The organism is Streptacidiphilus cavernicola (assembly GCF_042510955.1).
GTDB lineage: Bacteria > Actinomycetota > Actinomycetes > Streptomycetales > Streptomycetaceae > Streptacidiphilus > Streptacidiphilus cavernicola.
In genome coordinates, this window is sequence record NZ_JBHFAB010000031.1 from 50175 (window position 1) to 72310 (window position 22136).

At 73.1% G+C, this 22136-nt stretch carries 20 protein-coding genes; 8 read left to right on the top strand and 12 right to left on the bottom strand.

The annotated features are described in order from the left end of the window. Window positions 1–39: 39 nt before the first annotated feature. Window positions 40–717 carry a DUF998 domain-containing protein gene (locus tag ACEZDE_RS30375; RefSeq protein ID WP_380543110.1) on the top strand — a complete coding sequence of 226 codons (678 nt, stop codon included), beginning with the start codon at window positions 40–42 and terminating at the stop codon, window positions 715–717. A gap of 175 nt (window positions 718–892) precedes the next feature. Next, window positions 893–1213, top strand: a complete 321-nt coding sequence (locus tag ACEZDE_RS30380) for a hypothetical protein (RefSeq protein ID WP_380543113.1) — start codon at window positions 893–895, stop codon at window positions 1211–1213. Between the two features lie 43 nt (window positions 1214–1256). On the opposite strand, the gene ACEZDE_RS30385 is transcribed toward ACEZDE_RS30380, so the two are convergent. Next, entirely contained in the window at window positions 1257–1751 is a 495-nt protein-coding gene (locus tag ACEZDE_RS30385; protein ID WP_380543116.1) for a TetR/AcrR family transcriptional regulator, read from the bottom strand. Between the two features lie 172 nt (window positions 1752–1923). Here ACEZDE_RS30385 and ACEZDE_RS30390 point away from each other — a divergent pair, with 172 nt between their 5' ends. Then, complete coding sequence (locus ACEZDE_RS30390; RefSeq protein WP_380543119.1) at window positions 1924–2895, top strand: alcohol dehydrogenase catalytic domain-containing protein; 972 nt, start codon at window positions 1924–1926, stop codon at window positions 2893–2895. A 28-nt stretch (window positions 2896–2923) separates the two neighbouring features. On the opposite strand, the gene ACEZDE_RS30395 is transcribed toward ACEZDE_RS30390, so the two are convergent. Continuing rightward, complete coding sequence (locus tag ACEZDE_RS30395) at window positions 2924–4147, bottom strand: sensor histidine kinase (RefSeq protein ID WP_380543122.1); 1224 nt, start codon at window positions 4145–4147, stop codon at window positions 2924–2926. Next, on the bottom strand, window positions 4138–4800 hold the full coding sequence (locus ACEZDE_RS30400; protein ID WP_380543125.1) for a response regulator transcription factor: 663 nt from the start codon (window positions 4798–4800) through the stop codon (window positions 4138–4140). The genes ACEZDE_RS30395 and ACEZDE_RS30400 overlap by 10 nt, the downstream gene beginning before the upstream one ends. Window positions 4801–4910: 110 nt before the next feature. Here ACEZDE_RS30400 and ACEZDE_RS30405 point away from each other — a divergent pair, with 110 nt between their 5' ends. Genes ACEZDE_RS30405 through ACEZDE_RS30415 form a run of 3 tightly spaced genes read left to right on the top strand, consistent with a single transcriptional unit; the run spans window position 4911 to window position 8277 of the window. Then, window positions 4911–6173 carry an ABC transporter permease gene (locus tag ACEZDE_RS30405; RefSeq protein WP_380543128.1) on the top strand — a complete coding sequence of 421 codons (1263 nt, stop codon included), beginning with the start codon at window positions 4911–4913 and terminating at the stop codon, window positions 6171–6173. 11 nt (window positions 6174–6184) lie between these two features. After that, window positions 6185–7567 carry an ABC transporter permease gene (locus ACEZDE_RS30410; RefSeq protein ID WP_380543131.1) on the top strand — a complete coding sequence of 461 codons (1383 nt, stop codon included), beginning with the start codon at window positions 6185–6187 and terminating at the stop codon, window positions 7565–7567. A gap of 38 nt (window positions 7568–7605) precedes the next feature. Continuing rightward, the gene (locus ACEZDE_RS30415) at window positions 7606–8277 is read left to right on the top strand and encodes an ABC transporter ATP-binding protein (protein ID WP_380543135.1); all 672 of its coding nucleotides are present in this window, start codon (window positions 7606–7608) and stop codon (window positions 8275–8277) included. Window positions 8278–8340: 63 nt separating this feature from the next. Here the strand turns inward: ACEZDE_RS30415 and ACEZDE_RS30420 are convergent, their stop codons facing one another. Then, the gene (locus ACEZDE_RS30420) at window positions 8341–10530 is read right to left on the bottom strand and encodes a carbohydrate-binding module family 20 domain-containing protein (protein WP_380543138.1); all 2190 of its coding nucleotides are present in this window, start codon (window positions 10528–10530) and stop codon (window positions 8341–8343) included. 156 nt (window positions 10531–10686) lie between these two features. Here ACEZDE_RS30420 and ACEZDE_RS30425 point away from each other — a divergent pair, with 156 nt between their 5' ends. After that, complete coding sequence (locus ACEZDE_RS30425) at window positions 10687–11520, top strand: PhzF family phenazine biosynthesis protein (protein WP_380543141.1); 834 nt, start codon at window positions 10687–10689, stop codon at window positions 11518–11520. Between the two features lie 6 nt (window positions 11521–11526). Here the strand turns inward: ACEZDE_RS30425 and ACEZDE_RS30430 are convergent, their stop codons facing one another. The 4 genes from ACEZDE_RS30430 to ACEZDE_RS30445 form a co-directional block, all read right to left on the bottom strand. Then, entirely contained in the window at window positions 11527–12552 is a 1026-nt protein-coding gene (locus ACEZDE_RS30430; RefSeq protein WP_380543144.1) for an iron-siderophore ABC transporter substrate-binding protein, read from the bottom strand. Between the two features lie 36 nt (window positions 12553–12588). After that, window positions 12589–13410: an ABC transporter ATP-binding protein gene (locus ACEZDE_RS30435; RefSeq protein WP_380543147.1), complete on the bottom strand. Its 822-nt coding sequence runs from the start codon at window positions 13408–13410 to the stop codon at window positions 12589–12591. Window positions 13411–13487: 77 nt separating this feature from the next. Then, window positions 13488–14534, bottom strand: a complete 1047-nt coding sequence (locus ACEZDE_RS30440) for a FecCD family ABC transporter permease (RefSeq protein ID WP_380543150.1) — start codon at window positions 14532–14534, stop codon at window positions 13488–13490. Then, window positions 14531–15571 (bottom strand): FecCD family ABC transporter permease, encoded by a 1041-nt coding sequence (locus ACEZDE_RS30445; protein ID WP_380543153.1) that lies wholly within the window; start codon window positions 15569–15571, stop codon window positions 14531–14533. Before ACEZDE_RS30445 ends, ACEZDE_RS30440 begins: the two co-directional genes overlap by 4 nt. A 45-nt stretch (window positions 15572–15616) precedes the next feature. Between ACEZDE_RS30445 and ACEZDE_RS30450 the strand changes: the two genes are divergently transcribed. Beyond that, window positions 15617–16441, top strand: a complete 825-nt coding sequence (locus tag ACEZDE_RS30450; RefSeq protein WP_380543156.1) for a siderophore-interacting protein — start codon at window positions 15617–15619, stop codon at window positions 16439–16441. 227 nt (window positions 16442–16668) lie between these two features. Here ACEZDE_RS30450 and ACEZDE_RS30455 read toward each other — a convergent pair whose 3' ends face one another. From ACEZDE_RS30455 to ACEZDE_RS30470, 4 genes are all read right to left on the bottom strand, one after another. Next, on the bottom strand, window positions 16669–18894 hold the full coding sequence (locus ACEZDE_RS30455; protein ID WP_380543159.1) for an ArnT family glycosyltransferase: 2226 nt from the start codon (window positions 18892–18894) through the stop codon (window positions 16669–16671). Window positions 18895–18952: 58 nt separating this feature from the next. Beyond that, entirely contained in the window at window positions 18953–20452 is a 1500-nt protein-coding gene (locus ACEZDE_RS30460) for a sensor histidine kinase (protein WP_449341721.1), read from the bottom strand. 77 nt (window positions 20453–20529) lie between these two features. Continuing rightward, window positions 20530–21294: a response regulator transcription factor gene (locus ACEZDE_RS30465; protein ID WP_380543166.1), complete on the bottom strand. Its 765-nt coding sequence runs from the start codon at window positions 21292–21294 to the stop codon at window positions 20530–20532. A gap of 97 nt (window positions 21295–21391) precedes the next feature. Then, window positions 21392–22111: a rhomboid family intramembrane serine protease gene (locus tag ACEZDE_RS30470; protein ID WP_380543169.1), complete on the bottom strand. Its 720-nt coding sequence runs from the start codon at window positions 22109–22111 to the stop codon at window positions 21392–21394. Between the last annotated feature and the right edge of the window lie 25 nt (window positions 22112–22136).

The following is a 22136-nucleotide window of genomic DNA, read 5'->3' on the forward strand; positions in this document are numbered from 1 at the left end:
CACACGACGTCACTGACTGCACGGCCGGATCAGGAGGCGGTGTCCGAACCGTCTCCGCGCATGCGCCGCTGGTCCTGGGCGGTACTGGTCGCACACGTCGCCTTCACCCTGAGCTGGCTGCTGGCCGCCGCCTGGCAGGGCCCCCGGTACAGCGTGTTCAGTCAGACGATCAGCGACATGTACGCCGACGGGGCGCCGGGCGCGTGGTTCCTGATCGTGGTGTTCACCCTGAGCGGGGTCACCGCTGTGCTGTTCGCGCGTGCCGCCCTGTGGCCCGCGTTGCGGCAGGCCGGCGCACCCGCGAAGGCGGCGGCGATCCTGCTGGCGCTTTCCATCTTCGGCCTCGGCGACCTGCTCAGCCCGTTCGAGCGCGAGGGCTGCCGGATCGCGGCGCCCGGATGCACCTCCGACCTCCAGACGGCGACCGCGGGCGGGGCCATGGACGCCGTCCTCAGCACCCTGGGGGTGGCCGCCCTCATCGCCGCGGGGTTCTGTCTGGCCTCCGCGATGAAGCGCCTGCCCCAGTGGTCGGCCTACACCCGCACCACCATCCGGGCCACGGTCGCGATGATCGCGCTGTTCGTCCTGGACGGAGCCACCCGGTCCGCCGGCCTCAGCGGCCTGTTCGAACGACTGATAGCACTGGGCGGCGCAGCGGCCTTCATCGCACTCGCCCGGCTGGTGCTCCACTCGGCGCCGCGTCGCAGCCTGCCGTAGTCGACCGACCCGGGGACGGGGACGGGGACGGGGTACGGGGTACGGCCGTACGGGTGGGTCCGGGGGCATCCGGCGTGTCCTGTCGGCGGGGGAGGAATGATCCGAGCCGCGTTGCCCGGGTGTGCCGGCACGGCCGGGCAGTCGGTCCCGGTTCGTCCGCAGAGCAAGGAGCACCATGAAGGCCAGGATTTCTTTTGCCGTCTTCGCCGCAGCCGCAGCCGCGGCGGCGACCGTTCTCACCGCCGCCCCGGCTGCGCAGGCCGATACCCCTACGGGGACCGTGGCCAGCTGTGAGGTCGGCCGCGCCGTCCCCGGCGGCGACGGGACCGCCGTCGTCGAGGGCGCCAACTGCGGCAGGACCGCCGTCGGGGTTCACTACGACGCGTACGTCTACTACTACAACGGGCGCGGCAGCGAGATCCCCTGGCGGTGCGCCGTCGTCGAGTCCTCGGGCTACGACGTCGTCGGTGAGCACTGCGTCGCCGAGGACTACTGAGAGACCCGGTCACGCGCTGAGCCGGCCCGTCCGAAGGGCCGGCTCAGCGGGTGGGTCGGAGGCCGTCCAGCATGATGTTCAGCAGGCGGTTCGCCCTGGCGTCGTGCTCGGGCGGGCGGGCGACGGTGAAGATGCCGATGAGGCCGGCGGCGATGTCCTCGGCGGTGACGTCCGGGCGGAGCTCGTTCGTCGCGCGGCCGGCGTCGAGGATGCCGTCGATCGCCGCGAGCAGCTCGGTCTGCGTCTGGCCGTGGGCGATGTCGCCTGACTCGATCAGCGCGAGCAGGGTGTCGAGCATGCCGTTCTTGGCCGCGATCCACTTCCCGAACAGGTCCATCCAGCGCCGCAGCGCCGCGGGCGGGGGGAACTCGGCGAGCAGCTCGCGGGCGCCCGCGGTGAGCCCCGCGACCTGATCCCGGTAGACCGCCTCGACCAGGGCCTCGCGGGTGGGGAAATGCCGGTAGAGCGTGGCGATGCCCACCCCGGCCTCGCGGGCGATCGCCCGCATCGACGGCTCGGTGTCGGCGGACCCGAACACGCGGCTCGCCACCTGGAGGAGTTGGTCGCGATTGCGGGTCGCGTCCGCTCGTGGTGCGCGAGTCTGCGGCTCTTCCAAAACGGATCACGCTCCGGTTGTGTTACGGTTCCCTGGTAAACGGAGCATAGTCCGCTTTTGCTCCCCTCGTTTGTCGCCAGGGAGGCAACACAGCATGCAGGAACCGAGCAGCAACACGTCGGCGTCCACGAGCAGGGCGGTCCGGTTCGACTCGTTCGGCGGCCCGGAGGCCCTGAACCTCCGCGAGGTGCCTGCGCCGCAGGCCGGTCCGGGGCAGATCCGGGTGCGCGTCGCCGCGGCCGGGCTGAACCCGATGGACTGGTTCATGACCTCCGACGCGGACACCGCCACCCGTTTCGGCCTGAGCCTGCCCTGCGGGTTCGGCACCGACTACGCCGGGACCGTCGACCAGGTCGGCGAGGGCGACGGCGACGGTGTGAGCGGGTTCGCAGTGGGTGACCGGGTGTTCGGCGGCGCCCTCTCCCGTGCCGTCGCCGACCATGTGGTGATCGACGCGGCCGGGACGATCGCGGTGGGCGGCGCCGCGTACCGCACCCCCGACGGGGTCGACGACCGTACCGCCGCCGCCCTTGCCATCGCCGGGTGCACGGCCGCCGCCGCGCTCGCCGTCGTGAATCCCGGTCCTGGCGACACCGTGCTCATCGGCGGTGCGGGCGGCGGGGTCGGAGTGTTCGCGGTGCAGCTCGCGCGGCTCGCGGGTGCGCGGGTGATCGGAACGGGATCGGCGAGCTCGGCCGCCGCCCTGGAAGCCCTCGGGGCCGAGCCGGTCGCCTACGGGGACGGCCTGGTCGACCGGGTCCGCGCGCTGGCTCCCGGCGGCGTCACCGCGGCGATCGACCTGCACGGGACGGACACGGTGCAGGCGGCACGGGAACTCGGCGTGCCCGACGAGCGGATCACCACCATCGCGGCGCAGGTCGACGGGATCACCCCGGCGAACGGCGCCAACGCCGCCCCCGGCGCCATCGAGCAGATCGCCGGCCTGGTCGCGGCGGGTCGGCTCCGCGTGCCCATCGCGGCGACCTTCCCGGTGGAGCAGATCCGCTCCGCGGTCGAGCTCCAGGCCGCCCGGCACGTGCACGGCAAGGTCGTCGTCGACCTCTAGGCCGTGCGGCCGCCCCCGCGGCGAGGGCTCAGCCGGGGTGGAAGGCGACCGAGACGACCAGTCCTCCGTCCGGGCCGGGGCGGGCGGTGAGCTCCGCGCCGTGCGCGTCGGCGATGGACTTGGCGATGGACAGGCCCAGGCCGTGGCCGGTGTCGCCGACGCGTTCCTGGCCGAGCCTGCGGAAGGGCTCGAAGAGGCCCGCAACCTGGTCGGGCGGCACCGGGTCGCCGGTGTTGGCGACGGTCAGCGCGTGGTCGCCGAGGTGGAGCAGGACGCTGCCGCCCGGCCGGTTGTAGCGGAGGGCATTGTCCAGCAGGTTCGTCAGCAGGTGGCGCAGCAGGGTGGGATCGCCGTCCGGGCGCAGCCGCTGGTCGGCGGTCGGGGTGGCGGTGAGGCTGAGGGCGATGCCCTCCGCTTCCGCGGCAGGCTGTAGCCGGTGGACCAACTGCCGTGCCAGCGCGGTCAGTTCCACCGGTTCGGTCTCCTGGAGGCCGCGGTCGCCGCGGGCGAGCAGCAGCAGCGCGTCGATCAGCTGCTCCGCGTCGCGGTTGACGGTCAGCAGGTCCTCGCGGACCTCCGCCAGGCCGTCCGGGAGCGGGTCGGCCAGTCCGACCTGGAGGCTCGCCCGCTGCGCGGCCAGCGGGGTGCGCAGTTCGTGGGAGGCGTTGGCGACGAACCGCCGCTGGCTGTCGAACGCCTTCTCCAGGCGGTCGAGCATGACGTCGAAGGTGTCGGCGAGTCGGTGCAGCTCGTCGTCGGGGCCGGTCAGGGCGAGGCGCTGGTGCAGGTTCTGCTCGCTGATGCTGCGGGCGGCCTCGGTCACCGCGACCACCGGCCGCAGTGCGCGTCCGGCCAGCCACCAGCCCAGCACCGAGCCGAGCAGGGTGATCAGCAGCAGCCCGATCCCGGACCAGAGGATCATCTGCTGAAGTGCCGCCTGCTGCACGGTCGAGACGGTGTGGTCGACCAGGCGCAGGGCGATGCCGTCGGGGTCGGTGGCGGCGGTGGGGCCGCTGGTGGGGCCGTGGGTGGGCGGCAGGCCGCCGGCCGGTTCCGGGGCGGTCGGGTTCCACCGGGTCACATCGATGCCCTGGACCTGCTGCGCGGTGCCGTAGCGGGCCAGCACCACCACGAAGACCAGCAGCACCGCCCCGGAGGCGGCGAACAGGGCGGCGAAGGCGGCGCCGATCCTGACCCGGAAGGGCGTGCCGCGCAGGGCGGCGCGGATGCGTCCCGACCAGGTCAGCGGCACAGTCGGTACCCTTCGCCGGCGTCGGCCGTGATCAGGTCGGGCACGCCGAGCTTGCCCCGCAGCCGGCTGACCGTGGCGCGGACCGCGCTGGTGCGCGGGTCCAGGTTCTCGTCCCAGACCGAACGCACCAGCTCCCGGTGCGGGACGGCCTCGCCGCGGGCCTCGACCAGCACCTGGAGCACGGCGAACTCCTTGGGGGTGAGCTCCACCGCCCGGTCGTCCACCCGCGCCTCGTGCCTGGCCAGGTCCAGCGAGATCCCGGCGTAGCGGTGCACCACCGACGGCGGCGTGGGCGCGCGTCGGCTCAGCGCCCTTACCCGGGCCACCAGTTCGGAGAAGTCGAAGGGTTTGGCGAGGTAGTCGTCGGCCCCCAGTTCCTCCAGCCCGTAGACCTTGTCCTCCAGCGTGCCGGCCGCCGTCAGCATCAGGATCAGCGGCGGGTCCTCCAGGGCGCGGAGGCTGCGGCAGACCTCGTCCCCCGTCATCACCGGCAGGTCGCGGTCGAGGATCAGCACGTCGTAGGGGGCGAGCAGGCACATCCGTTCGGCCTGGTCGCCGGACGCGGCGAGGTCGACCGCCATGGACTGCCGGCGCAGGCCGGTGGCGATGGTCCGCGCCAGGATCGCGTGGTCCTCGGCAACCAGAACTCTCATGGGACCAGGGAAGCACGCCGGGGTTTGCGAAGAGATAAAGGACCTGCGGTTTTATGCCGCGGTAACGGGCCTTATCCGATTGCGCGGGGCCGGCTGCTCTTGTTCTCCCCATGAACTTCGTCAAACGGGCCGGCTTCAGCCTGCTGGCCCGAAAAGGAAAGACCGGCATTCTGCTCGGCGTTTTCCTGGTGCTCTGCACGCTGCTGCTCGGCGGCTTCCTGCTCCAGGGTGCGACCGCCCGCCAGGAGGCGGCGGCGCAGCGGCGGATCGGGGTGGACGTCACCGTGCGTTCCCCCGTGCTGACCTCGCGGCTGGCCGACCGGATCGGGTCGGCGCCGCCGGTGCTGCGCTACAACCCGGTGCTGCGCGGACTGAGCAGTCCGCGCGGCGCCGTCCCGGTGGCCTCGACCCTGCCGAAGCCGCGGGCGCCGGGCGATGGGGGCGGCCAGGGCAGCGACGCGCTGTCGGTGGACGGCGTCCGGGACTCGGGGATGCTGCTGGACTTCGCCGTCGGGAACACCGCCGTCGTCTCCGGCCGCGGCATCACCGCGCAGGACGCGCACCGCAAGGTCGCCCTGGTCGAGCAGCGCTTCGCCGCGGCGAACCGGCTGAAGGTCGGCGACCCGGTCGTGCTGACCTCTCCCGACGGCCGCCGCAGTGACTCCTTCCGCATCGTCGGCCTGTACCAGGACTCCCGTCCGGACCCGCCGCAGTGGACGGCGCCCAGCGGGCTGGCCGCGAACCAGGTGTACGTCCCGGTCGCCGCGCTATCCGCGCTGGGCTTCGGCGACCGGCCGGAGGAGGCGGTCTTCCGGATCGGCTCCCCGGCGCAGGCACGGCGGTTGCACGCCGAGGCAGCCCGGCTGCTCGGCTCCTCCGACGGCTTCCGCTTCGACGTCAACGACAAGGCCTACCGGGACCAGGTCGTGCCGTTGCAGCAGGTCGGGGCGTTCGTGGCGGTCCTGGTCCGGCTGATCGCGCTGTCCGGCGCGGTCGTCCTCGGCCTCATCGTGGCCATGGCGATCAGGGAGCGGCGGGCCGAGTTGGGGATGCTGCTCGCCCTCGGCGAGAAGAAGTGGAAGCTCATCGGCCAGCACACGGTGGAGGTCACCGCCGTCCTGCTGCCTGCTCTGGCCCTGGCCGCACTGGCCGGCCAGTCCCTGGCCCAGCAGGCCGGTACGGCACTGCTCGCCCACGCCCAGCACAGCGCGGGGTCCGGCCAGGTGCTGGCTGCGCCGCAGGTCCGGATGGGGGCGGGCGACCTCGGCAGGGTCGCCGGGATCGGCCTCGGCATCTCCCTGGTCTCCACCGTCCTCCCGGGCATCGGCATCCTCCGGCTGCACCCCCGTTCCATCCTCACCGACACCGAATAGGCCGAACTCCCATGAACTTCGTCAAACGCGCGGGCCTGAGCCTGTGGTCGCGCAAGGCCAGGACCCTGATCACGCTGAGCACCTTCCTGGTCGTCTGCACCACGGTGCTGGCCGGCATCCTCATCGGGAGCGCCACCGGACGGGCCGCGGACGGCGCCAGGCGCACCCTGGGCGCCGCGGTCACCCTGGGGCCCGACCTCAGCAGCATGTCCGGCAGCCAGCTCCAGGCCCCGCAGATCGGGTCGGACGTGGTGGACCGGATCGGCGGCTCCCCGCTGGTGTCCAGGTACAACTACACCTACGTCGACGGCACCCAGCTGCTCGGCGGTCCCCGACTGGTCAGCGACAAGCCGGTGTTCGCCGGTGCGCCCGCCACCTACACGCTGGCCACCGGGGTCCGGGACTCCTCGCTGCTCCCCGGCTTCGCCAGCGGCGCCTGGACGCTGCTGTCCGGCGCGCCCATCACCGCGGCCGACCAGGGCCGCGACGAGATCCTGATCGAGGAGCGGCTGGCCGCCAAGAACCACCTCAAGGTCGGCGACCGGCTCACGCTGTCCGAGAACGACCCGGCCGGCAAGGCCAAGGCCGTGTTCACGGTCAAGGGCGTCTACCGGGACCCCTCCGACCAGCCCGACCCCGACTACCAGCAGTTCCCCGGGGACCGGCTGATCGTCCCGGCCGCCGCGCTGGGCCGGCTCAACTCCGGGGGCGGCCACGGGCCGACGCAACTGCAGGGAGCCACCTTCCAGCTGAAGGACGCCGCCGACTTCGGCGCGTTCCAGGCAGCGGCCCGGCAGACGGCGGGGAAGGCAATGCAGGGGTTCAAGCTCAGCATCAACGACAAGGCCCTCCAGCAGATGACCGGCCCGCTGGACAGCGTCACCGGCGCGGCGACCGCGGCCATGTGGCTGATCGGCGTCGCCGGTGCGCTGGTGCTGGGGCTGCTGGCCGCGCTCGCGGTCAAGCAGCGCCGCACCGAGTTCGGCGTGCTGCTGGCGCTGGGTGAGCGGAAGGGCAGGCTGGTCGCCCAGCAGTGCGTGGAGACCGTGGTCGTCGCGGTCCTCGCGGTCGGGCTGAGCTCGCTGTTCGCGCAGAGCCTGACCCAGTGGGCCGGGGACGCGCTGCTGCGCGGCGAGGCCGCCTCCGCACAGCAGAAGATCGACGCCTGGCGCCCGCCGCCGCCCGGTTCCACCGGTCTTGAGCAGGGCATCGACCCCGACTCGGCGCCGGTCAAGGGCGTCGCGCCGATCGACCGGATGACCGTCCGGCTGCGGCCCTCGGACCTGGGCGCGGTCGCCGGCGCGGGGCTGGGGATCGGCCTGCTGGCCACCGTCGTCCCGGCTGCCTCCGCGCTGCGCCTCAACCCCCGCCGCATCCTCAGCAAGGGAAAGTGACCACGATGAACGCTCCCACTGTTTCCGCTGCTCCTCCCGTGCTCCAGTTGTCCGGCGTCAGCCACGCCTACCAGAGCGGGCGACGCCGGACCACGGTGCTCAAGCAGATCGACCTGAGCTTTGAACGCGGCACCTTCTCCACCGTGCTGGGCCCCTCCGGCAGCGGCAAGACCACGCTGCTCAGTCTGGCCAGCGGACTGGACAGCCCGACGAAGGGCAGCATCCGCTTCGACGGTCAGGAGCTGTCCCGGCTCGGCCTGGGCCGCTACCGCAACCGGCATGCCGCCACCGTCTTCCAGCAGTACAACCTGCTCACCTATATGACGGCGCTGCAGAACGTGACCGCGGCGATGGAGATCACCGGCAGCAGGCCGGCGAGCGGGCGGCGCAAGGCCCGTGCCAGGGAACTGCTGGCCGAGGTCGGCCTCGACGAGGACCTGGTCGGCCGCAACGTGCTCAAGCTCTCCGGGGGCCAGCAGCAGCGGGTCGCCATCGCCCGCGCCCTGGCCTGCGACGTGGACATCCTCTTCGCCGACGAGCCCACCGGGAACCTGGACGAGGAAACCGCCGACGGCATCATCGGCATCTTCCAGCGGCTGGCGCACCAGCAGAACACCTGCGTGGTGGTGGTCACCCACAACCAGGCCCTGGCCGCCAGGTCGGACCGGGTGCTGGTGCTGCGCAAGGGGAGGGTGGCGGTGCAGGACTGATCGCCCGTGGCCCGTGGCCCGTGGCCCGTAGGGCGGGTCGGGCCACGGGCGATCGTGGGTGGGTTACTTCCAGCTGTCGTTGAGGGTGGCGGAGCCGGACGCCGGGGAGGTGGCGGTGCGGTTGGCTCCGCTCTCCCAGGTGACGTTTCCGCTGCCGTCCTTCTTGATGTACTTGTACTCGAAGGCGGTGCCGGACGGCAGGGACAGCGTCCCGGCCCAGACCGGGTAGGTCGCGGAGGAGAGCAGGACCGCGCTGCCGGTGTTCCAGTTGCCGAGGGCCGGGATCGAGCCGACCACGTAGATGTTCTGGCCGAGGACGGTGCTGGCGTTCTCCTTGAACGTCTCGCTGACGGTTCCGGCAGTGCTGGCGGACGGGGTCGGGGTAGCGCCGGCGGACGGCGACGCTGTTGCGCCGGAGCCGGTCCAGACGTCGCTGACCGCGGCCGAGCCGCTCGACGCCGTGGTCAGCGCCATGTTGCCGCCCGGCTCCCAGGTGACGTTGCCGGAGGAGTCCCGGGCGATGTACTTGTACTGCACCGCCGTCGAGACGGGCAGGCCGCTGACCGTGACGGTCCAGTAGGCGCCGTTCTGGGTCATCGGGATCGCGCTGGCCGGCGCCCAGTCGGACAGTGCGGCGATCGAGCCGGTGAGGTAGATCGGCGCGCTGCTCGGGGCGCCCGCGACGGTGAAGGTCTCGGTGACGCCGCCGGTGGGGTTGGTGCTGGCGGTCGGGGTCGGGGTCGGGGTCGGTGACGCGGAGCCGCCGGTGACCAGGTCGGTGCTGTCGAAGGCGACCGAGTCCTTGGCCGGGACGGTGACACTCGCGTTGCCGCTGCCGTCCACGGTGACGGTCGGGCCGGTGCAGCTCCCGCCGCTCACTGCGCCGTGCACGATGTCGCAGTAGGTGCCGGCGGCGAGGCCGGTGGCGAAGGTCTTGGTCTGCGCCGAGCCCTCGTTGTTGATGGCGATCCAGCCGGCGTTGCCGCGGCTGAAGGCGATCAGGTTGGACCCGTCGTCGTACCAGTTGGCGACGGACTGCCCGGCGGTGTGGTTGTGCCAGGCGACCAGGTGGTTCACCCCGGTGATCCGGTCGGTGCACTCCCAGCCGCTGCCGCAGGCGGTGTCGGTGACGAAGCCGTTGCCGTCGGCCGGCGGCGAGTCGTCCCGGCCGTTGAAGTCGAACCCGGCGTAGACCTCGGGGGTGCCGTAGCCCCAGGCGAGTTCGAACTCGGTGGCGAGGGTGTTGGTCGCGCCGGACTTGTAGCTGAGGGTGGAACCGTCCCGCTCGGTGTCGTGGTTCTCGACGAAGACCAGTTCCTTGTCGCTGGGCAGCAGGCCCCAGGAGGAGCCGAAGGTCTTCAGGTTGGCGATGTTGCCGTTGAACTGCTGGGCCAGGTCGTCGGCGTAGTCGAAGCCGAGCAGGCTGCCGGTGCCCTCGAAGGCGGACGGGGCCAGCTGGCCGGAGCTGCCGAGCGCGACTTCCTGGGCGATGTACGGGGCGGTGCCGTCGGCGGTGGTGTTGAGCTTGGACTCGATCGCGGCCAGGTCGGTCTGGCCGATGTGCTTGGCGGCGTCGACCCGGAAGCCGGAGACCCCGTAGCCGATCAGCTTGTTGAGGTACCCGGCGATCTCGGTGCGGACGTAGTCCGACTCGGTGCGGAGGTCGGAGAGGTCCGACAGCTCGCACTTGGTGACCTCGGTGAAGTTGTTCCAGTCGTGGATCTGGTCGTCCGACTCGGGGCAGTCGGCCGGGTAGTTGTGGAAGTCCGCGCTGGAGTACAGCCCGGGGTAGTTGTACTTGCTGTAGTTGGTGACCCCGCCGTAGGAGCTGCTGCCCTGGCCGGTCATGTGGTTGATCACGGCGTCGACGTAGACCTTGACCCCGGCCGCGCGGCAGCTGCTGACCATGGCGGCGAACTGCGCCTCGTTGCCCATCCTGCTGGTCAGGTTGTAGTCGACCGGCTGGTAGATCTCCCACCAGGGGTGTCCCGGCGCGGTGGTGGAGTCCTGCGGGGGCGCGACCTGCACGCCGCCGTAGCCGGACGGGCCGAGCACGGTGCTGCACTCGTTGCCCACCGACTTCCAGTTCCACATGAACAGGTTGGCGATGACGTCGCTGTTGTTCATGGCGGCGTGGGCGGTCCCGGCGGTGGCGGCCAGGGTCAGCGGGACGACGCCCGCCGTGATCAGTGCGCCGGAGGCGAGGACGGCTCGAAGCCTGCCGCCGCGTCGGTGCGGATGCGAACGTCTCATCAGGAGCTCCCTGGGTGGAGGGGTGTTGGCCTGACCATGCTCGGGGTGACGAGGGTGCGTCAATACTCCTGCGGCAAGTTCTTGCAGAATCTTTCAGTGGATGTTGCGGAGTCTTTCCGGGTGGAACAAGTCGCCGGGGCGCTCCGTTGTCCGGGCATGGAGATCCTTCGCTACACGGCGTTCAGCACCGATCCGGACGGCGGCAACCCGGCCGGCGTCGTCCTCGACGCCCGCGGCCTGGACGACGCGGAGATGCTCGCGGCGGCTGCCGAGGTGGGCTACTCGGAGACCGCGTTTGTGACGGAACGTCACCAGGGTGACGGCTGGGGCTTCGACGTCCGCTACTTCAGCCCCAAGGCCGAGGTGGCGTTCTGCGGGCATGCCACGGTGGCCGCGGCGGTGGCCCTGGCCGACTGTCTGACCGGGCCGGGGGAACTGCTGTTCCGCACCAGGTCCGGGGACGTCCCGGTCCGCGTCGGCGCCGGGGAGGCGACGCTGACCAGTGTCGACCCCCGGGTGGATGGCCTGCCCGAGGCGGACGTCGCGGAGGCGCTGCGGCTGCTCGACTGGCAGCCGGGCGACCTCGACCCCGCGCTCCCGCCGCGGATCGCCTACGCCGGGGCCCGGCACCTGGTCCTCGCGGCGCGCACCCGGGAGCGGCTCGCCGACCTGGCGTACGACTTCGACGGCCTGGCCGCCTATATGACGCAGCGTGACCTGACCACGCTGCAGCTGGTGTGGCGCGAGGACGCGCACACCTTCCACGTCCGCGACCCGTTCCCGATCGGCGGCGTGGTCGAGGACCCGGCCACCGGCGCCGCGGCGGCGGCCTTCGGCGCGTACCTGCGGGAGCTGGGCGCTGTGGCCCCGGCGGCGGTGCTCACCCTGTACCAGGGGGCGGATCTGGGGCGGCCGGGGGTGCTCCGGGTGGAGCTGCGGGACGGCGACCGGAGGGTGCGGGTGACCGGCGCGGCGGTCCGGATGCGCTGACCCGGGTCACTGCTTCCTGACGGCTCCGGCGATCAGCGGCACGGCCTTGTCGATCGCGAAGGGCAGGCTCAGCACGGTGGACGACGACATGGCCATCACCACGTCGTCGTCCTCGATGAAGAGGCAGTTGCCCCGCTTCACCACGTCCAGGCTCTGCATGACCTTGTCCTTCTCGAATGCGGCCTTGGTCCCGGCGCCGTAGCTGCCGAGGATCAGCACGTCGGCGTTCAGCAGGTCCGCCTTCTCCGGGCTGATCTCGGCGTAGAACTGGCTCCCGGCCGCCTTGTCGACCGCGGCGGGCACGTGCATGCCCAGGGAGGTGACGAAGCGCCCCCGGGTGTCCTCGCCGGCATAGGCGTTGTAGGTGCCGGGACCGCTGTAGGTCATGATGTTCGCCGTCTTCCCGGCGAGTTCCGGGTGCGCGGCCCGTGCGGCGGCGAACTTCGCCTGGACCGCGTCGATCAGCTTCTGCATCTCGGCCTTGCGGCCCAGCGCCTCGGCGATCATCAGCGAGCCGACGTCCCAGGGGGTGCCGTAGTCGACGTAGCCCTTGGCCTGGGCGACGGTCGGCGCGATCCGGGACAGCTTGGCGTAGTCGGCCCCGGTCAGCCCGCTGTTCACGTCGAGCACCAGGTCCGGCGCGAGCGCCGCGATCTTCTCGTAGGGGACGGTGGTGTCGGCCCAGATCTTCGGCTGCTCGCCCCGCAGCGCGGCGATGGCCCAGGGGCCCACGCCCTGCTTCCACTCCGGGATCCACTGGCGCAGCCCGACCGGGACCAGGCCGAGGGCGAGCACGGCGTCGTGGTCGGTGTAGCCGTCGGAGGCGATCCGGGTCGGGGCGGTGCGCACGGTGGTGCTGCCGTACTTGTGCGCGACGGTGGCGGGGAAGGCGGTGTTGATGTTTGCGCTGGTGCTTTGGTCGCTCTGGGGCTTGGTCGAACTGCTGGTGCTGGTACAGGCGGTGAGACCGGCGGCGGCGGCGAGGCCGGCTCCGCCGAGGAGGATCGAGCGGCGGGAGGGGGTGCGGAGCATGGGTGCGGGCCCTTTCCGGTTTAACTAAGGTTAGGCTTACCTTATCTGATGATCGATGCAGCTGGTCGACGCGGCCTGACTCCGGGCCAGCGGGATCACCAGTGGAGTGCCGCTCTCCGGGTCCTCGATCACCCGGCAGCGCAGTCCGAACACCTGCTCCACCAGTTCGGCCGTCACGATCGCGGACGGGTCGCCCTCGGCCACCACCGCGCCGTCGCGCATCGCGATCAGATGGGTGGCGTACCTGGCCGCCTGGTTGAGGTCGTGCAGCACGGCGACCAGGGTCCGGCCCTGGTGCTCGTGCAACTCCGCGCAGAGGTCCAGCAATTCGACCTGGTGCGCGATGTCGAGGTAGGTGGTCGGCTCGTCCAGCAGCAGCAGCGGGGTCTCCTGGGCGAGGCACATCGCCAGCCACACCCGCTGCCGCTGGCCGCCGGACAGCTCGTCCACGTAGCGCTCGGCCAGCGCGGTGGTGCCGGTCGCCGCCAGCGACTGGGCGACCACCTGCTCGTCGCGCGGCGACCACTGCCGGAACAGGCCCTGGTGCGGATGCCGTCCGCGGGCGACGAGTTCGGCGACGGTGATGCCGTCGGGCGCGGTCGGGCCCTGCGGCAGCAGGCCGAGTCGGCGGGCGACCTGACGGGCCGGCAGCGAGGCGATGGCCTGCCCGTCCAGGTGGACCGCGCCGCGGGTGGGCCGCAGGATGCGGCCCAGGGCGCGGAGCAGGGTGGACTTGCCGCAGGCGTTGGGGCCGATGATCACCGTGAACGAGTCGTCGGGGATGGCGACGTCCAGACCCTCGGCGACGGTGCGGCCCTGGTAGGCCAGGGTGACGTCGTGGGCGGCGAGGCGGGGCATGGGCGTCTCCTGGAATGGTCAAGCCGGTTGACTGTTTGTGAGGTGATGGGTGCGGGTTGCTGGGTCGGACGGCGGCGTCAGCGGGGGCGGCGGGTGAGGAGGGAGGCGGTGAGGTAGAGGCCGCCCAGTACTGCGGCGACCACTCCCACCGGCAGCGCCGCGTTCGGGACGATGCGTTGGGCGAGCCAGTCCGCGGCCACTGTGAGCAGCGCTCCCGAGCAGGCGGAGGCGACCAGGCCCGGCCCCGGACGGCGGCTCAGGCGTCGGGCGAGGTGCGGCGCGGCCAGCGCCACGAACGGGATCGGTCCGGCGGCGGCCACCGCCAGCGCGGTCAGCCCGGTGCCCGCCGCGAGCAGGACGAAGCGGGTGCGGTCGGCCGCTACGCCGAGCGCGGCGGCGGTGTCGTCGCCGAGTTCCAGCACCGCCAGGGCCCGCCCGTACACCAGGGCGGGCGGGGCGAGCAGCAGCAGACCGGTGCCGACCACGGCGACGTCGCCCCAGCCGCGGTCGGCCAGGCTGCCGACGATCCAGGTCAGCGCCTCGGTGGCCTCGTTCACCCCGGCCCGGCTGAGCAGGTAGCCGTTGACGGCCGCGAGCAGCGCGGACACCCCGATGCCGACCAGCACCAGGCGCAGTCCTGACACCCCCTCGCGCCAGGCCAGCAGGTACACCGCGAGGGCGGTCGCCAGCCCGCCGAGGACGGCTCCGGCGGCGGTCGCGACGGTGCCGCCGCCGAGCAGCAGGATCACCGTGAGCGCGCCGGTCGCCGAACCCTGGCTGAGGCCGACGATGTCGGGGCTGCCGAGCGGGTTGCGGGTGAGCGACTGGAACAGCGCGCCGCTCAGCCCCAGGGCTGCGCCGACCAGCAGGCCGTCGGTGACCCGGGGCAGCCGCAGCCCGTTGACGATGAAGTCGGCGCCGGCCGGGCCGTGTCCGGCCAGGGTGCGCAGTACCTCCGGCGGTGACAGCGGGTACGCGCCGGTGCCGAGCGCCAGCACGCCCATGGCGAGCGCCGCGAGGGTGAGCCCGCCGACCGCGGCGCAGGCCCGCGGCGACACCCGCAGGCTGGTCCGCCCCGGACCGCGGACGGTGCGCAGCCGCTGCGCCGTCCGTCCCGCGCTCACGGCCGCACCGCCGCGGGGGCGCGGCGGGCGCGGTCGCCGGCGCCGACGCGCCCGCGTCCGCGCCCGCGGACCAGGGCGATGAACACCGGCGCCCCGATCACCGCCGTGGTCACCCCGGCCGGGACCTCGCCGGGGCTGCCGAGCAGCCGTCCGGCGATGTCCGCCGCCAGCAGCAGCGAGGGGGAGAGCAGCAGCGCGTACGGGAGGATCCGGCGCAGGTCGGGTCCGGTACGGGCGCGCACCGCGTGAGGGATCATCAGGCCGATGAAGGAGACCGGCCCGCACAGCGCCGTCGCCGCTCCGCAGAGCAGGGTGACGGCGAGGATTCCCAGCGCGCGGGTCCCGCCGACCCGGACGCCGACCGCGCGGGCGGCGTCCTCGCCGAGGGCCAGCGCGTTCAGCGGGCGGGCCACGGCGGCGCACAGCGCCAGGCCGACCAGCAGGAACGGCAGGCAGGCGAGCAGCGCGGCGGCGCTGCTCCCGGACAGCGAGCCGACCGACCACATCCGCAGCTGGTCGAAGGCTTGCTGGTGCAGCAGTTCGACGCCGGTGATGTAGCCGACCAGCGCGGCGCTGACGGCCGTCCCGGCCAGCGCCAGCCGCACCGGGGAGGACCCGCCGAGCCCGCCCAGCGCGCAGACCAGCACCGTCGCGACCCCGGCCCCGGCCAGGGCGAACCAGAGGTAGCCGCCGGTGCTGCCCACGCCGAGGAACGCGATCGCGCTGACCACGGCGGCGGAGGCGCCGGTGCTGACCCCGAGCAGACCGGGGTCGGCGAGCGGGTTCCGGGTCAGCGCCTGCATCAGCGTCCCGGACAGCCCGAGGGCGGCTCCGGCGGCGACGGCGACGAGGGTGCGGGGGAGCCGCAGCGAACGGACGATCACGTCGTCCTCGGTGCCGGTGGGGTGGGCGAGGCCGTGCCACACCTGCCCCAGCGGGATCTCCTTGGCCCCGACCGCGAGGCTCGCGGCGCAGAGCAGCAGCAGGAGGGCCGCGGAGAGCAGCAAGCCTCGGCGGAGGGCGGATAGCTGTGTCATAGTTAGGTCAGCCTAACCTAACTACTCGGTCGCCCAGGAGCCCCCATGCCCGCAGCCGCCACCGCCACCGCCACCGCCGTCTCGCCGTTCCGTCTCTTCTCGGTCGAGGTGGTCCGCACCGAGCCGCTCACCCCGGGCATGGTCCGGGTGACCTTCGGCGGCGAGGGGTTGGCCGGTTTCGTCAACGGCGGACGCGACCAGCGGGTCAAGCTGCTGCTCCCGCAGGAGGGCCAGACCGAACCGCTGCTCCCGGACCAGGACGGCGCGGACGGCTGGTACCGCGCCTGGCAGCGGATGCCCGCCGCCTGGCGGCCGGTCATGCGCACCTACACCGTCCGCGCCCAGCGGCCCGACGTCGGCGAGATCGACATCGACCTGGCGCTGCACGGGGGTTCGGCCGAAGGCCCGGCCTCACGCTGGGCCCGCGGCGCCCGCGCGGGCGACCGCGTCGCCGTCTTCGGCCCGGCCGCGTCGGACGCGGGCGGAGTCGAGTTCCTGCTCCCGGACGACGCGGCCTGGGTGCTGCTCGCGGGCGACGAGACGGCGCTGCCCGCGATCGGGGCGATCCTGGAGACGCTGCCGACGGGGTTTCCGGTGCGGGTGTACGTGCACGCGACCGACCCGGCCGACCGTCAGGCCCTTCCGGGGGTGGACGGCGACCGCGTCCACTGGCTGCACGGCGACGCCGCGCTGGCCGACGCGGTGGCCCGGTCCAGCTTTCCGCTGGGCACCCCGTATGCCTGGATCGCCGGGGAGGCGGCCCAGGTCCGCGCGCTGCGCCGACACCTCGTCAACGACCGCGGGTTCCCGCGGGAGGCTGTGACGTTCATGGGCTACTGGCGTCGGGGCCGCGCCGAGACGGACGCCTGACGGGGGGCGGGGGCGGTTCGCGCGGCGCTGGTGGGGTCGGCCTTCGCCGTAGCGGCGGTTGCCGCGCCGTCTCGCGGCTCCGCCGCACTGCGGCCGACTACGCGGGAGCGGAGTGGGCGGCCCTGCGCAGCTGCCTACCTGACGGGACGGACGCCTGACGGGACGGCACGCGGGCTCGGCGGTGGGTGCCGCCGTGCGCGCGTGCCGTCCCGGGGTCCGACGGAGGGTCAGCCGGTCGTCTTGGCCTTGGTGAGGTCGTAGACCGTGACGCCGCCCACCGTGCTGGCGGTGTAGTGGGCCGCGACCCAGGTGGAGATCTGGGAGGAGTCACCGCTGCCGCCGGTCCCGCCGCCTCCGCCCATTCCGATGCCGCCGCCGATGAAGTAGTGGATCTTCCCGCTGCGGACGTACTGCTCGAACTGGGCCAGGGTCGGCGCCGGGTCGGTGCCGTTGAAGCCGCCGATGGACATCACCGGGTCGCCGGTGGCCAGTTGGTAGCCGGAGGCGTTCTGCGAGCCGATCGCCGCGGCGACCCAGGTGTAGGCGGAGGCGTCCTTCTTGAGGAGGGAGGTGATCGCAGCCCCGGGCGTGGACCCGTTCAGGAACGTGCCACCGCCACCAGCTCCACCCCGCTGACCGCCACCACCCCCACCGAACTGCCCAGCCCCACCGGGAACACCGACCCCGCCGCCAGCCGCGCCACCCGCTGCACCGCCCGTGCCGCCGCCCGTCGTCCCACCGGCCCCGCCGCCAGCCGTCCCACCGGGAACACTGCCTCCGGCCTGCGGCGGGGTCCCGCCAGGGAACCCCCGCCCGCCACCAGCAGCGCCTCCCGCACCCCCCGCACCGCCGCCGCCCCCCGCGGCCCCCGCCCCGCCGGGGAACCCGCCCCCGCCCGGGAACCCTCCGCCCCCGCCAGGGAACCCCCCTCCGGAGGAGACTGTCGGGCCCGCCGTAGGCAGCGACCCGCCGTGCGCCGTGGCTACCGTCTGCAGCGTGTACGCCGTCGGCCCGGCCAGGGCCGCGACCAGGCCGACCGCTGCCAGCCCCCGCGCCGCGCCCTTGGGGAGGTAGCCGACCAGGACCAGGCCCAGCGCCGCCAGCATCCCGACGATCAGCACCGCGTACCGGAGCCAGGGGAACCAGTCCCCACTGCGGCCCAGCAGGACGAAGGACCAGACCGCCGTCGCGGCCAGGGTCACCGCCAGGGCGACCGAGGCGAACCAGCTCTGCCGCCGCTCCCACAGCAGCACGCTGCCCATGCCGACCAGCGCCGCGATGTACGGGGCCAGCGCGACGTTGTAGTACGGGTGGAAGATCCCCTTCATCAGACTGAACGTCAGAAACGTGGTCAGCAGCGCGATCCCCCACAGCGCGAACGCGGCCCGACGGCCGTCCGTCCTGGGCGCGCGCCAGGTCAGGACCACACCGACGGCGAGCAGCAGCAGCGCGGCCGGAAGCAGCCAGGCGATCTGCCCGCCCATGTCCGAGCCGAACAGCCGGCCCAGGCCGGTACTGCCCCACATCCCGCCGCCCGCACCGCCTCCGCCGCCCGCACCGCCCCCGCCCACGCTGCCGGTCTCGGACCCGCTGAGCCGGCCGAAGCCGTTGTAGCCGAAGGTCAGTTGGAGGAAGCTGTTGTCCTGGCTGCCGCCGATGAACGGCCGGTACGCCGCCGGGGTCAGCTCCACGACCGCGACCCACCAGCCGCCGCTGACCAGCAGGACCAGTGTGGCGACCAGCAACTGCCTGATCCGCCGCCACATCCCGGTCGGCGCGAAGGCCAGGTAGACGGTGCCGAGCGCGGGCAGGATCAGGAACGCCTGCAGGGTCTTGGCCAGGAACGCGGTGCCGACGCAGGCCGCGGCCAGCACCAGCCAGCGGGTCTTCGCCTGCTCCTGGGCCCGCAGCACGGCGTAGCCGGCCAGGGTGAGCAGCAGCGCCAGCATCGCGTCCGGGTTGTTGAAGCGGAACATCAGCGCCGCGACCGGGGTGAGCGCCAGCACCGCCCCGGCGATCAGCCCGGCGGCCGGGGAGAACCGGCGCCGGACCGCCCCGTACAGCACGGCGACGGTGGCGACCCCTTCCAGGGCCTGCGGGACCAGGATGGCCCAGGAGTTGACGCCGAAGATCCGGGTGGAGAGTTCCATCACCCACAGCGACGCCGGGGGTTTGTCCACGGTGATGAAGTTGGCGGCGTCGGAGGAGCCGAAGAACATCGCCTTCCAGCTCTCGGTCCCGGCCTGGACCGCCGCCGAGTAGAACTGGTTGGCCCAGCCGGAGGCGCCGAGGCCCCAGAGGTAGAGCACGGCGGTGGCCAGCAGCAGGCCGACGAAGGCCGGCCGGGCCCAGCGCGGGTCGGCCGTCGGCTCGGCCGGCCCCGCGGGTTCCGGCCGCGGGGCCGGGAGCGGGGGCGGGGGGACGAACGGGGACTGCGGTGCGGTCTCGGTCATGGCCCCAATCTCGCCCGCCGCCCTGTCGCCGACGTATGCCGGTGCTGTGGCGGGACTGTCAGTTCAGGGCCGCTTGGACGACCGCGCCGACCTGGGCGGACGACAGCGGCAGCCGCACCGCGAAGACGGTCCGGCCGGGCTCGCTCTGCACGCTGACCCGGCCGCCGTGCGAGGCGGTGACCGCGGCGACGATGGCCAGGCCGAGGCCGGTGCTGCCGGCCGCGCGGGAGCGCGAGCCGTCGCCGCGGGCAAAGCGTTCGAACACGGTGGGCAGCAGGGCCTCCGGGATGCCGGGGCCGTCGTCGGTGATCCGCAGTTCGCAGCAGTCGCCCGCGGGGACGACGGAGGCGGTGACGACCGTCCCCGGCGGGGTGTGCTTGCCGGAATTGGCCAGCAGGTTGACCAGGACCTGGTGCAGCCGGTGCGGGTCGCCGTCGACGGTGACCGGGTCGTCCGGGAGGTCCAGCTGCCAGCGGTGGCCCGGGTTGGCGGCGTGGGCGTCCCGCACCGCGTCCACCACCAGCGGGGAGAGGTCCAGCGGTGCGCGCTCCAGCGGGCGTCCGGCGTCCAGCCGGGCGAGCAGCAGCAGGTCCTCGACCAGCCGGGTCATCCGCGCGGCCTCGGACTCCACCCGGCTCAGCGCGTACGCGGTGTCCGGCGGGACGGTCTCCCGGCCGCGCCGGGTCAGTTCGGCGTAGCCGGCGATGGAGGCCAGCGGGGTGCGCAGCTCGTGGCTGGCGTCGGCGACGAACTGGCGCACCCGGGTCTCGCTGGCGTGCCGCGCGGCGAGGGCGTCCGAGACGTGCTCGATCAGCCGGTTCAGCGAGGCGCCGACCTGCCCGGCCTCGGTGCGCGGGTCGGTGTCCGCCTCCGGCACCCGGACCAGCTCACCGACCTCGCCGCGGTGCAGCGGCTGCCGGGAGAGGCGTCCGGCGGTGGCGGCGACCCGGTCCAGCGGCTTCAGCGAGATCCGGATCAGCGCGAAGGTGACGAACCCGGCCGCGATCAGGCCCGCCACGGTGACCACGGCCTCGGCCGCGATCAGCTCGCTGACCAGGGACTCCCCGTAGTGCAGCGGCACGCCGACGACCAGGGTCTGGCCGCCGGCGGTGAGTTGGGAGCGGACCAGGTAGTCGCCGAGGCCGGGCAGCGCCACCTTGCGGTCGGTGCCGGTCGGAACCGCGGCCAGTGCGGTGACCTTGGCCGGGTCCAGCGCCTTGGGCTGGTGCACCCGGGGGTCGCTGGCGTTCAGGGTGTCCGGGGTGGTGGCCGCGGTGATCGTGCCGTTGTCGATCACCGCGCCGATCGACCCGTCGGGGAGCCCGCCGACGAAGTAGACCTTGCTGGGCGCGCCTCCGCCGTCGGCGCCCGGGGCGCCCGCGCCGTCGCCGCCCGGGTCGCGCGCCAGCGGGGGACGGCCGCCGTGCGACTGCTGGTCCACGAAGCCCATCGACTGGCTGAACGCCGACGCCAGCTTGTTGCTGGCGGCGCTGTCCAGGTCCTGCTTGAGCAGCAGCGTGGTGGTCAGCGCTATCACACCGCAGACCACCGCCAGCATCAGCGTGGTGGTGACCAGGAGCCGGGTCCGCAGCGACCAGGTGGACCAGCGGCGGATCCCGCTTCCCGGCACCGGGCTCACCGCTTCGGCGCGCCCGCGTCGGCGGGCTTGAGGACGTAGCCGGCCCCGCGCATGGTGTGGATCATCGGGGCCCGGCCGGCGTCGATCTTGCGGCGCAGGTAGGAGATGTACAGCTCGACCACGTTGCCCTGGCCGCCGAAGTCGTAGGACCAGACCCGGTCCAGTATCTGAGGCTTGCTCAGCACCCGGCGCGGGTTCCGCATCAGGAACCGCAGCAGCTCGAACTCGGTGGCGGTGAGCCGGATCGAGTCGTCGCCGCGGAACACCTCGCGGCTGTCCTCGTCCAGCGTTAGGTCGCCGACGACCAGCACCGAGTCCGCCCGCGCGGCGGCCGCGCCGGAGCGGCGGAGCAGGCCGCGCAGCCGGGCCACCACCTCCTCCAGGCTGAACGGCTTGGTGACGTAGTCGTCGCCGCCTGCGGTGAGCCCGGCGATCCGGTCCTCGACGGCGTCCTTGGCGGTGAGGAACAGCACCGGCACGTCGTGCTGGTCGGCGCGCAGCCGGCGCATCACCTCAAGGCCGCTCATGTCCGGCAGCATCACGTCCAGGATCACCGCGTCCGGGCGGAACTCGCGGGCGCCGCGCAGCGCCTCCGCGCCGTCCCCCGCGGTGCTGGTCTGCCAGCCCTCGTAGCGCAGGGCCATCGTCAGCAGGTCGGCAAGCGGGGCCTCGTCGTCGACCACGAGCACGCGCACGGGGGAGCCGTCGGGGCGGCGGAGGTCGGCCGAAGCCGATGCGGAGGCAACGGGAGTTGTGGTCATGCCGACACGGTGCCGAGAGCAGATGAGAAACGTATGAGGTCGGTCTGTGGCCGCCCTGTGGATTCCGTGGCAGTTTGATGCAGGGCTTCTCAGGTGCTCAGAGCAGACCGAGGTCGCCCAGTTCCTTGTGCAGGTCGCTGCGGCCGGGATCGACCGGCCCCGGGCCGGGGGACTGCTGCGCCGGGAGGCTCCCGGCGGGCTCGGGGGCCGCCGCCACCGGCTTCGGCCGCCGGTCGCGCAGCAGCCAGGCCCCGGCCATGCCGCCGACCAGCCCGCCCAGGTGCGCCAGCCAGCTCACCCCGGGGGTGCCCGGCAGCGCGATGGTGACCAGGTAGGCGAAGGAGGCGGCCATCACCACCCCGATCAGGGTGTCGATCAGGTGCCGGTCGAAGATCCCGCGCAGCACCACGTAGCCGAAGTAGCCGAAGATCAGCCCGCTGGCGCCGACCCCCAGGGTGTCCGTGCCCTGGAAGAACCACACGGCGAAGCCGCTGGTCAGGGCGACCAGCAGGGTGAGCCAGAGGAAGCGGATCACGCCCCGGTAGGCGGCCAGGAAGCCGAACACGAACAGCGGGCCGGAGTTGCCCTCGATGTGCTGCCAGCTGAAGTGCAGGAACGGCGAGGTGAGGATCTCCGGCAGCCGGCCCACCCGCAGCGGGATCAGCCCGTACTCCTGGTCGAGCCGGTAGTTCCCGGCCCAGTTGACGATCTGAATGATCCAGATGACCGCCATGAAGCCGAACATCACGAAGAACGCCTTGCGCGCCTCCGCGATCATCTCCTCGGCCGACTGCGTCCGCCCCTGTGCCGCGCCCATCCGGCCACCCCCTCGCTCCTGGTCG

What these genes read in the sequence shown, in the direction of transcription:
- ACEZDE_RS30470 (WP_380543169.1), bottom strand. Translation starts at nt 22,111, where the DNA reads ATGGGCGCGGCACAGGGGCGGACGCAGTCGGCCGAGGAGATGATCGCG.
- ACEZDE_RS30400 (WP_380543125.1), bottom strand. Translation starts at nt 4,800, where the DNA reads ATGAGAGTTCTGGTTGCCGAGGACCACGCGATCCTGGCGCGGACCATC.
- ACEZDE_RS30430 (WP_380543144.1), bottom strand. Translation starts at nt 12,552, where the DNA reads ATGCTCCGCACCCCCTCCCGCCGCTCGATCCTCCTCGGCGGAGCCGGC.
- ACEZDE_RS30405 (WP_380543128.1), top strand. Translation starts at nt 4,911, where the DNA reads ATGAACTTCGTCAAACGGGCCGGCTTCAGCCTGCTGGCCCGAAAAGGA.
- ACEZDE_RS30420 (WP_380543138.1), bottom strand. Translation starts at nt 10,530, where the DNA reads ATGAGACGTTCGCATCCGCACCGACGCGGCGGCAGGCTTCGAGCCGTC.
- ACEZDE_RS30390 (WP_380543119.1), top strand. Translation starts at nt 1,924, where the DNA reads ATGCAGGAACCGAGCAGCAACACGTCGGCGTCCACGAGCAGGGCGGTC.
- ACEZDE_RS30455 (WP_380543159.1), bottom strand. Translation starts at nt 18,894, where the DNA reads ATGACCGAGACCGCACCGCAGTCCCCGTTCGTCCCCCCGCCCCCGCTC.
- ACEZDE_RS30460 (WP_449341721.1), bottom strand. Translation starts at nt 20,452, where the DNA reads ATGCTGGCGGTGGTCTGCGGTGTGATAGCGCTGACCACCACGCTGCTG.
- ACEZDE_RS30465 (WP_380543166.1), bottom strand. Translation starts at nt 21,294, where the DNA reads ATGACCACAACTCCCGTTGCCTCCGCATCGGCTTCGGCCGACCTCCGC.
- ACEZDE_RS30450 (WP_380543156.1), top strand. Translation starts at nt 15,617, where the DNA reads ATGCCCGCAGCCGCCACCGCCACCGCCACCGCCGTCTCGCCGTTCCGT.
- ACEZDE_RS30380 (WP_380543113.1), top strand. Translation starts at nt 893, where the DNA reads ATGAAGGCCAGGATTTCTTTTGCCGTCTTCGCCGCAGCCGCAGCCGCG.
- ACEZDE_RS30425 (WP_380543141.1), top strand. Translation starts at nt 10,687, where the DNA reads ATGGAGATCCTTCGCTACACGGCGTTCAGCACCGATCCGGACGGCGGC.
- ACEZDE_RS30410 (WP_380543131.1), top strand. Translation starts at nt 6,185, where the DNA reads ATGAACTTCGTCAAACGCGCGGGCCTGAGCCTGTGGTCGCGCAAGGCC.
- ACEZDE_RS30435 (WP_380543147.1), bottom strand. Translation starts at nt 13,410, where the DNA reads ATGCCCCGCCTCGCCGCCCACGACGTCACCCTGGCCTACCAGGGCCGC.
- ACEZDE_RS30445 (WP_380543153.1), bottom strand. Translation starts at nt 15,571, where the DNA reads ATGACACAGCTATCCGCCCTCCGCCGAGGCTTGCTGCTCTCCGCGGCC.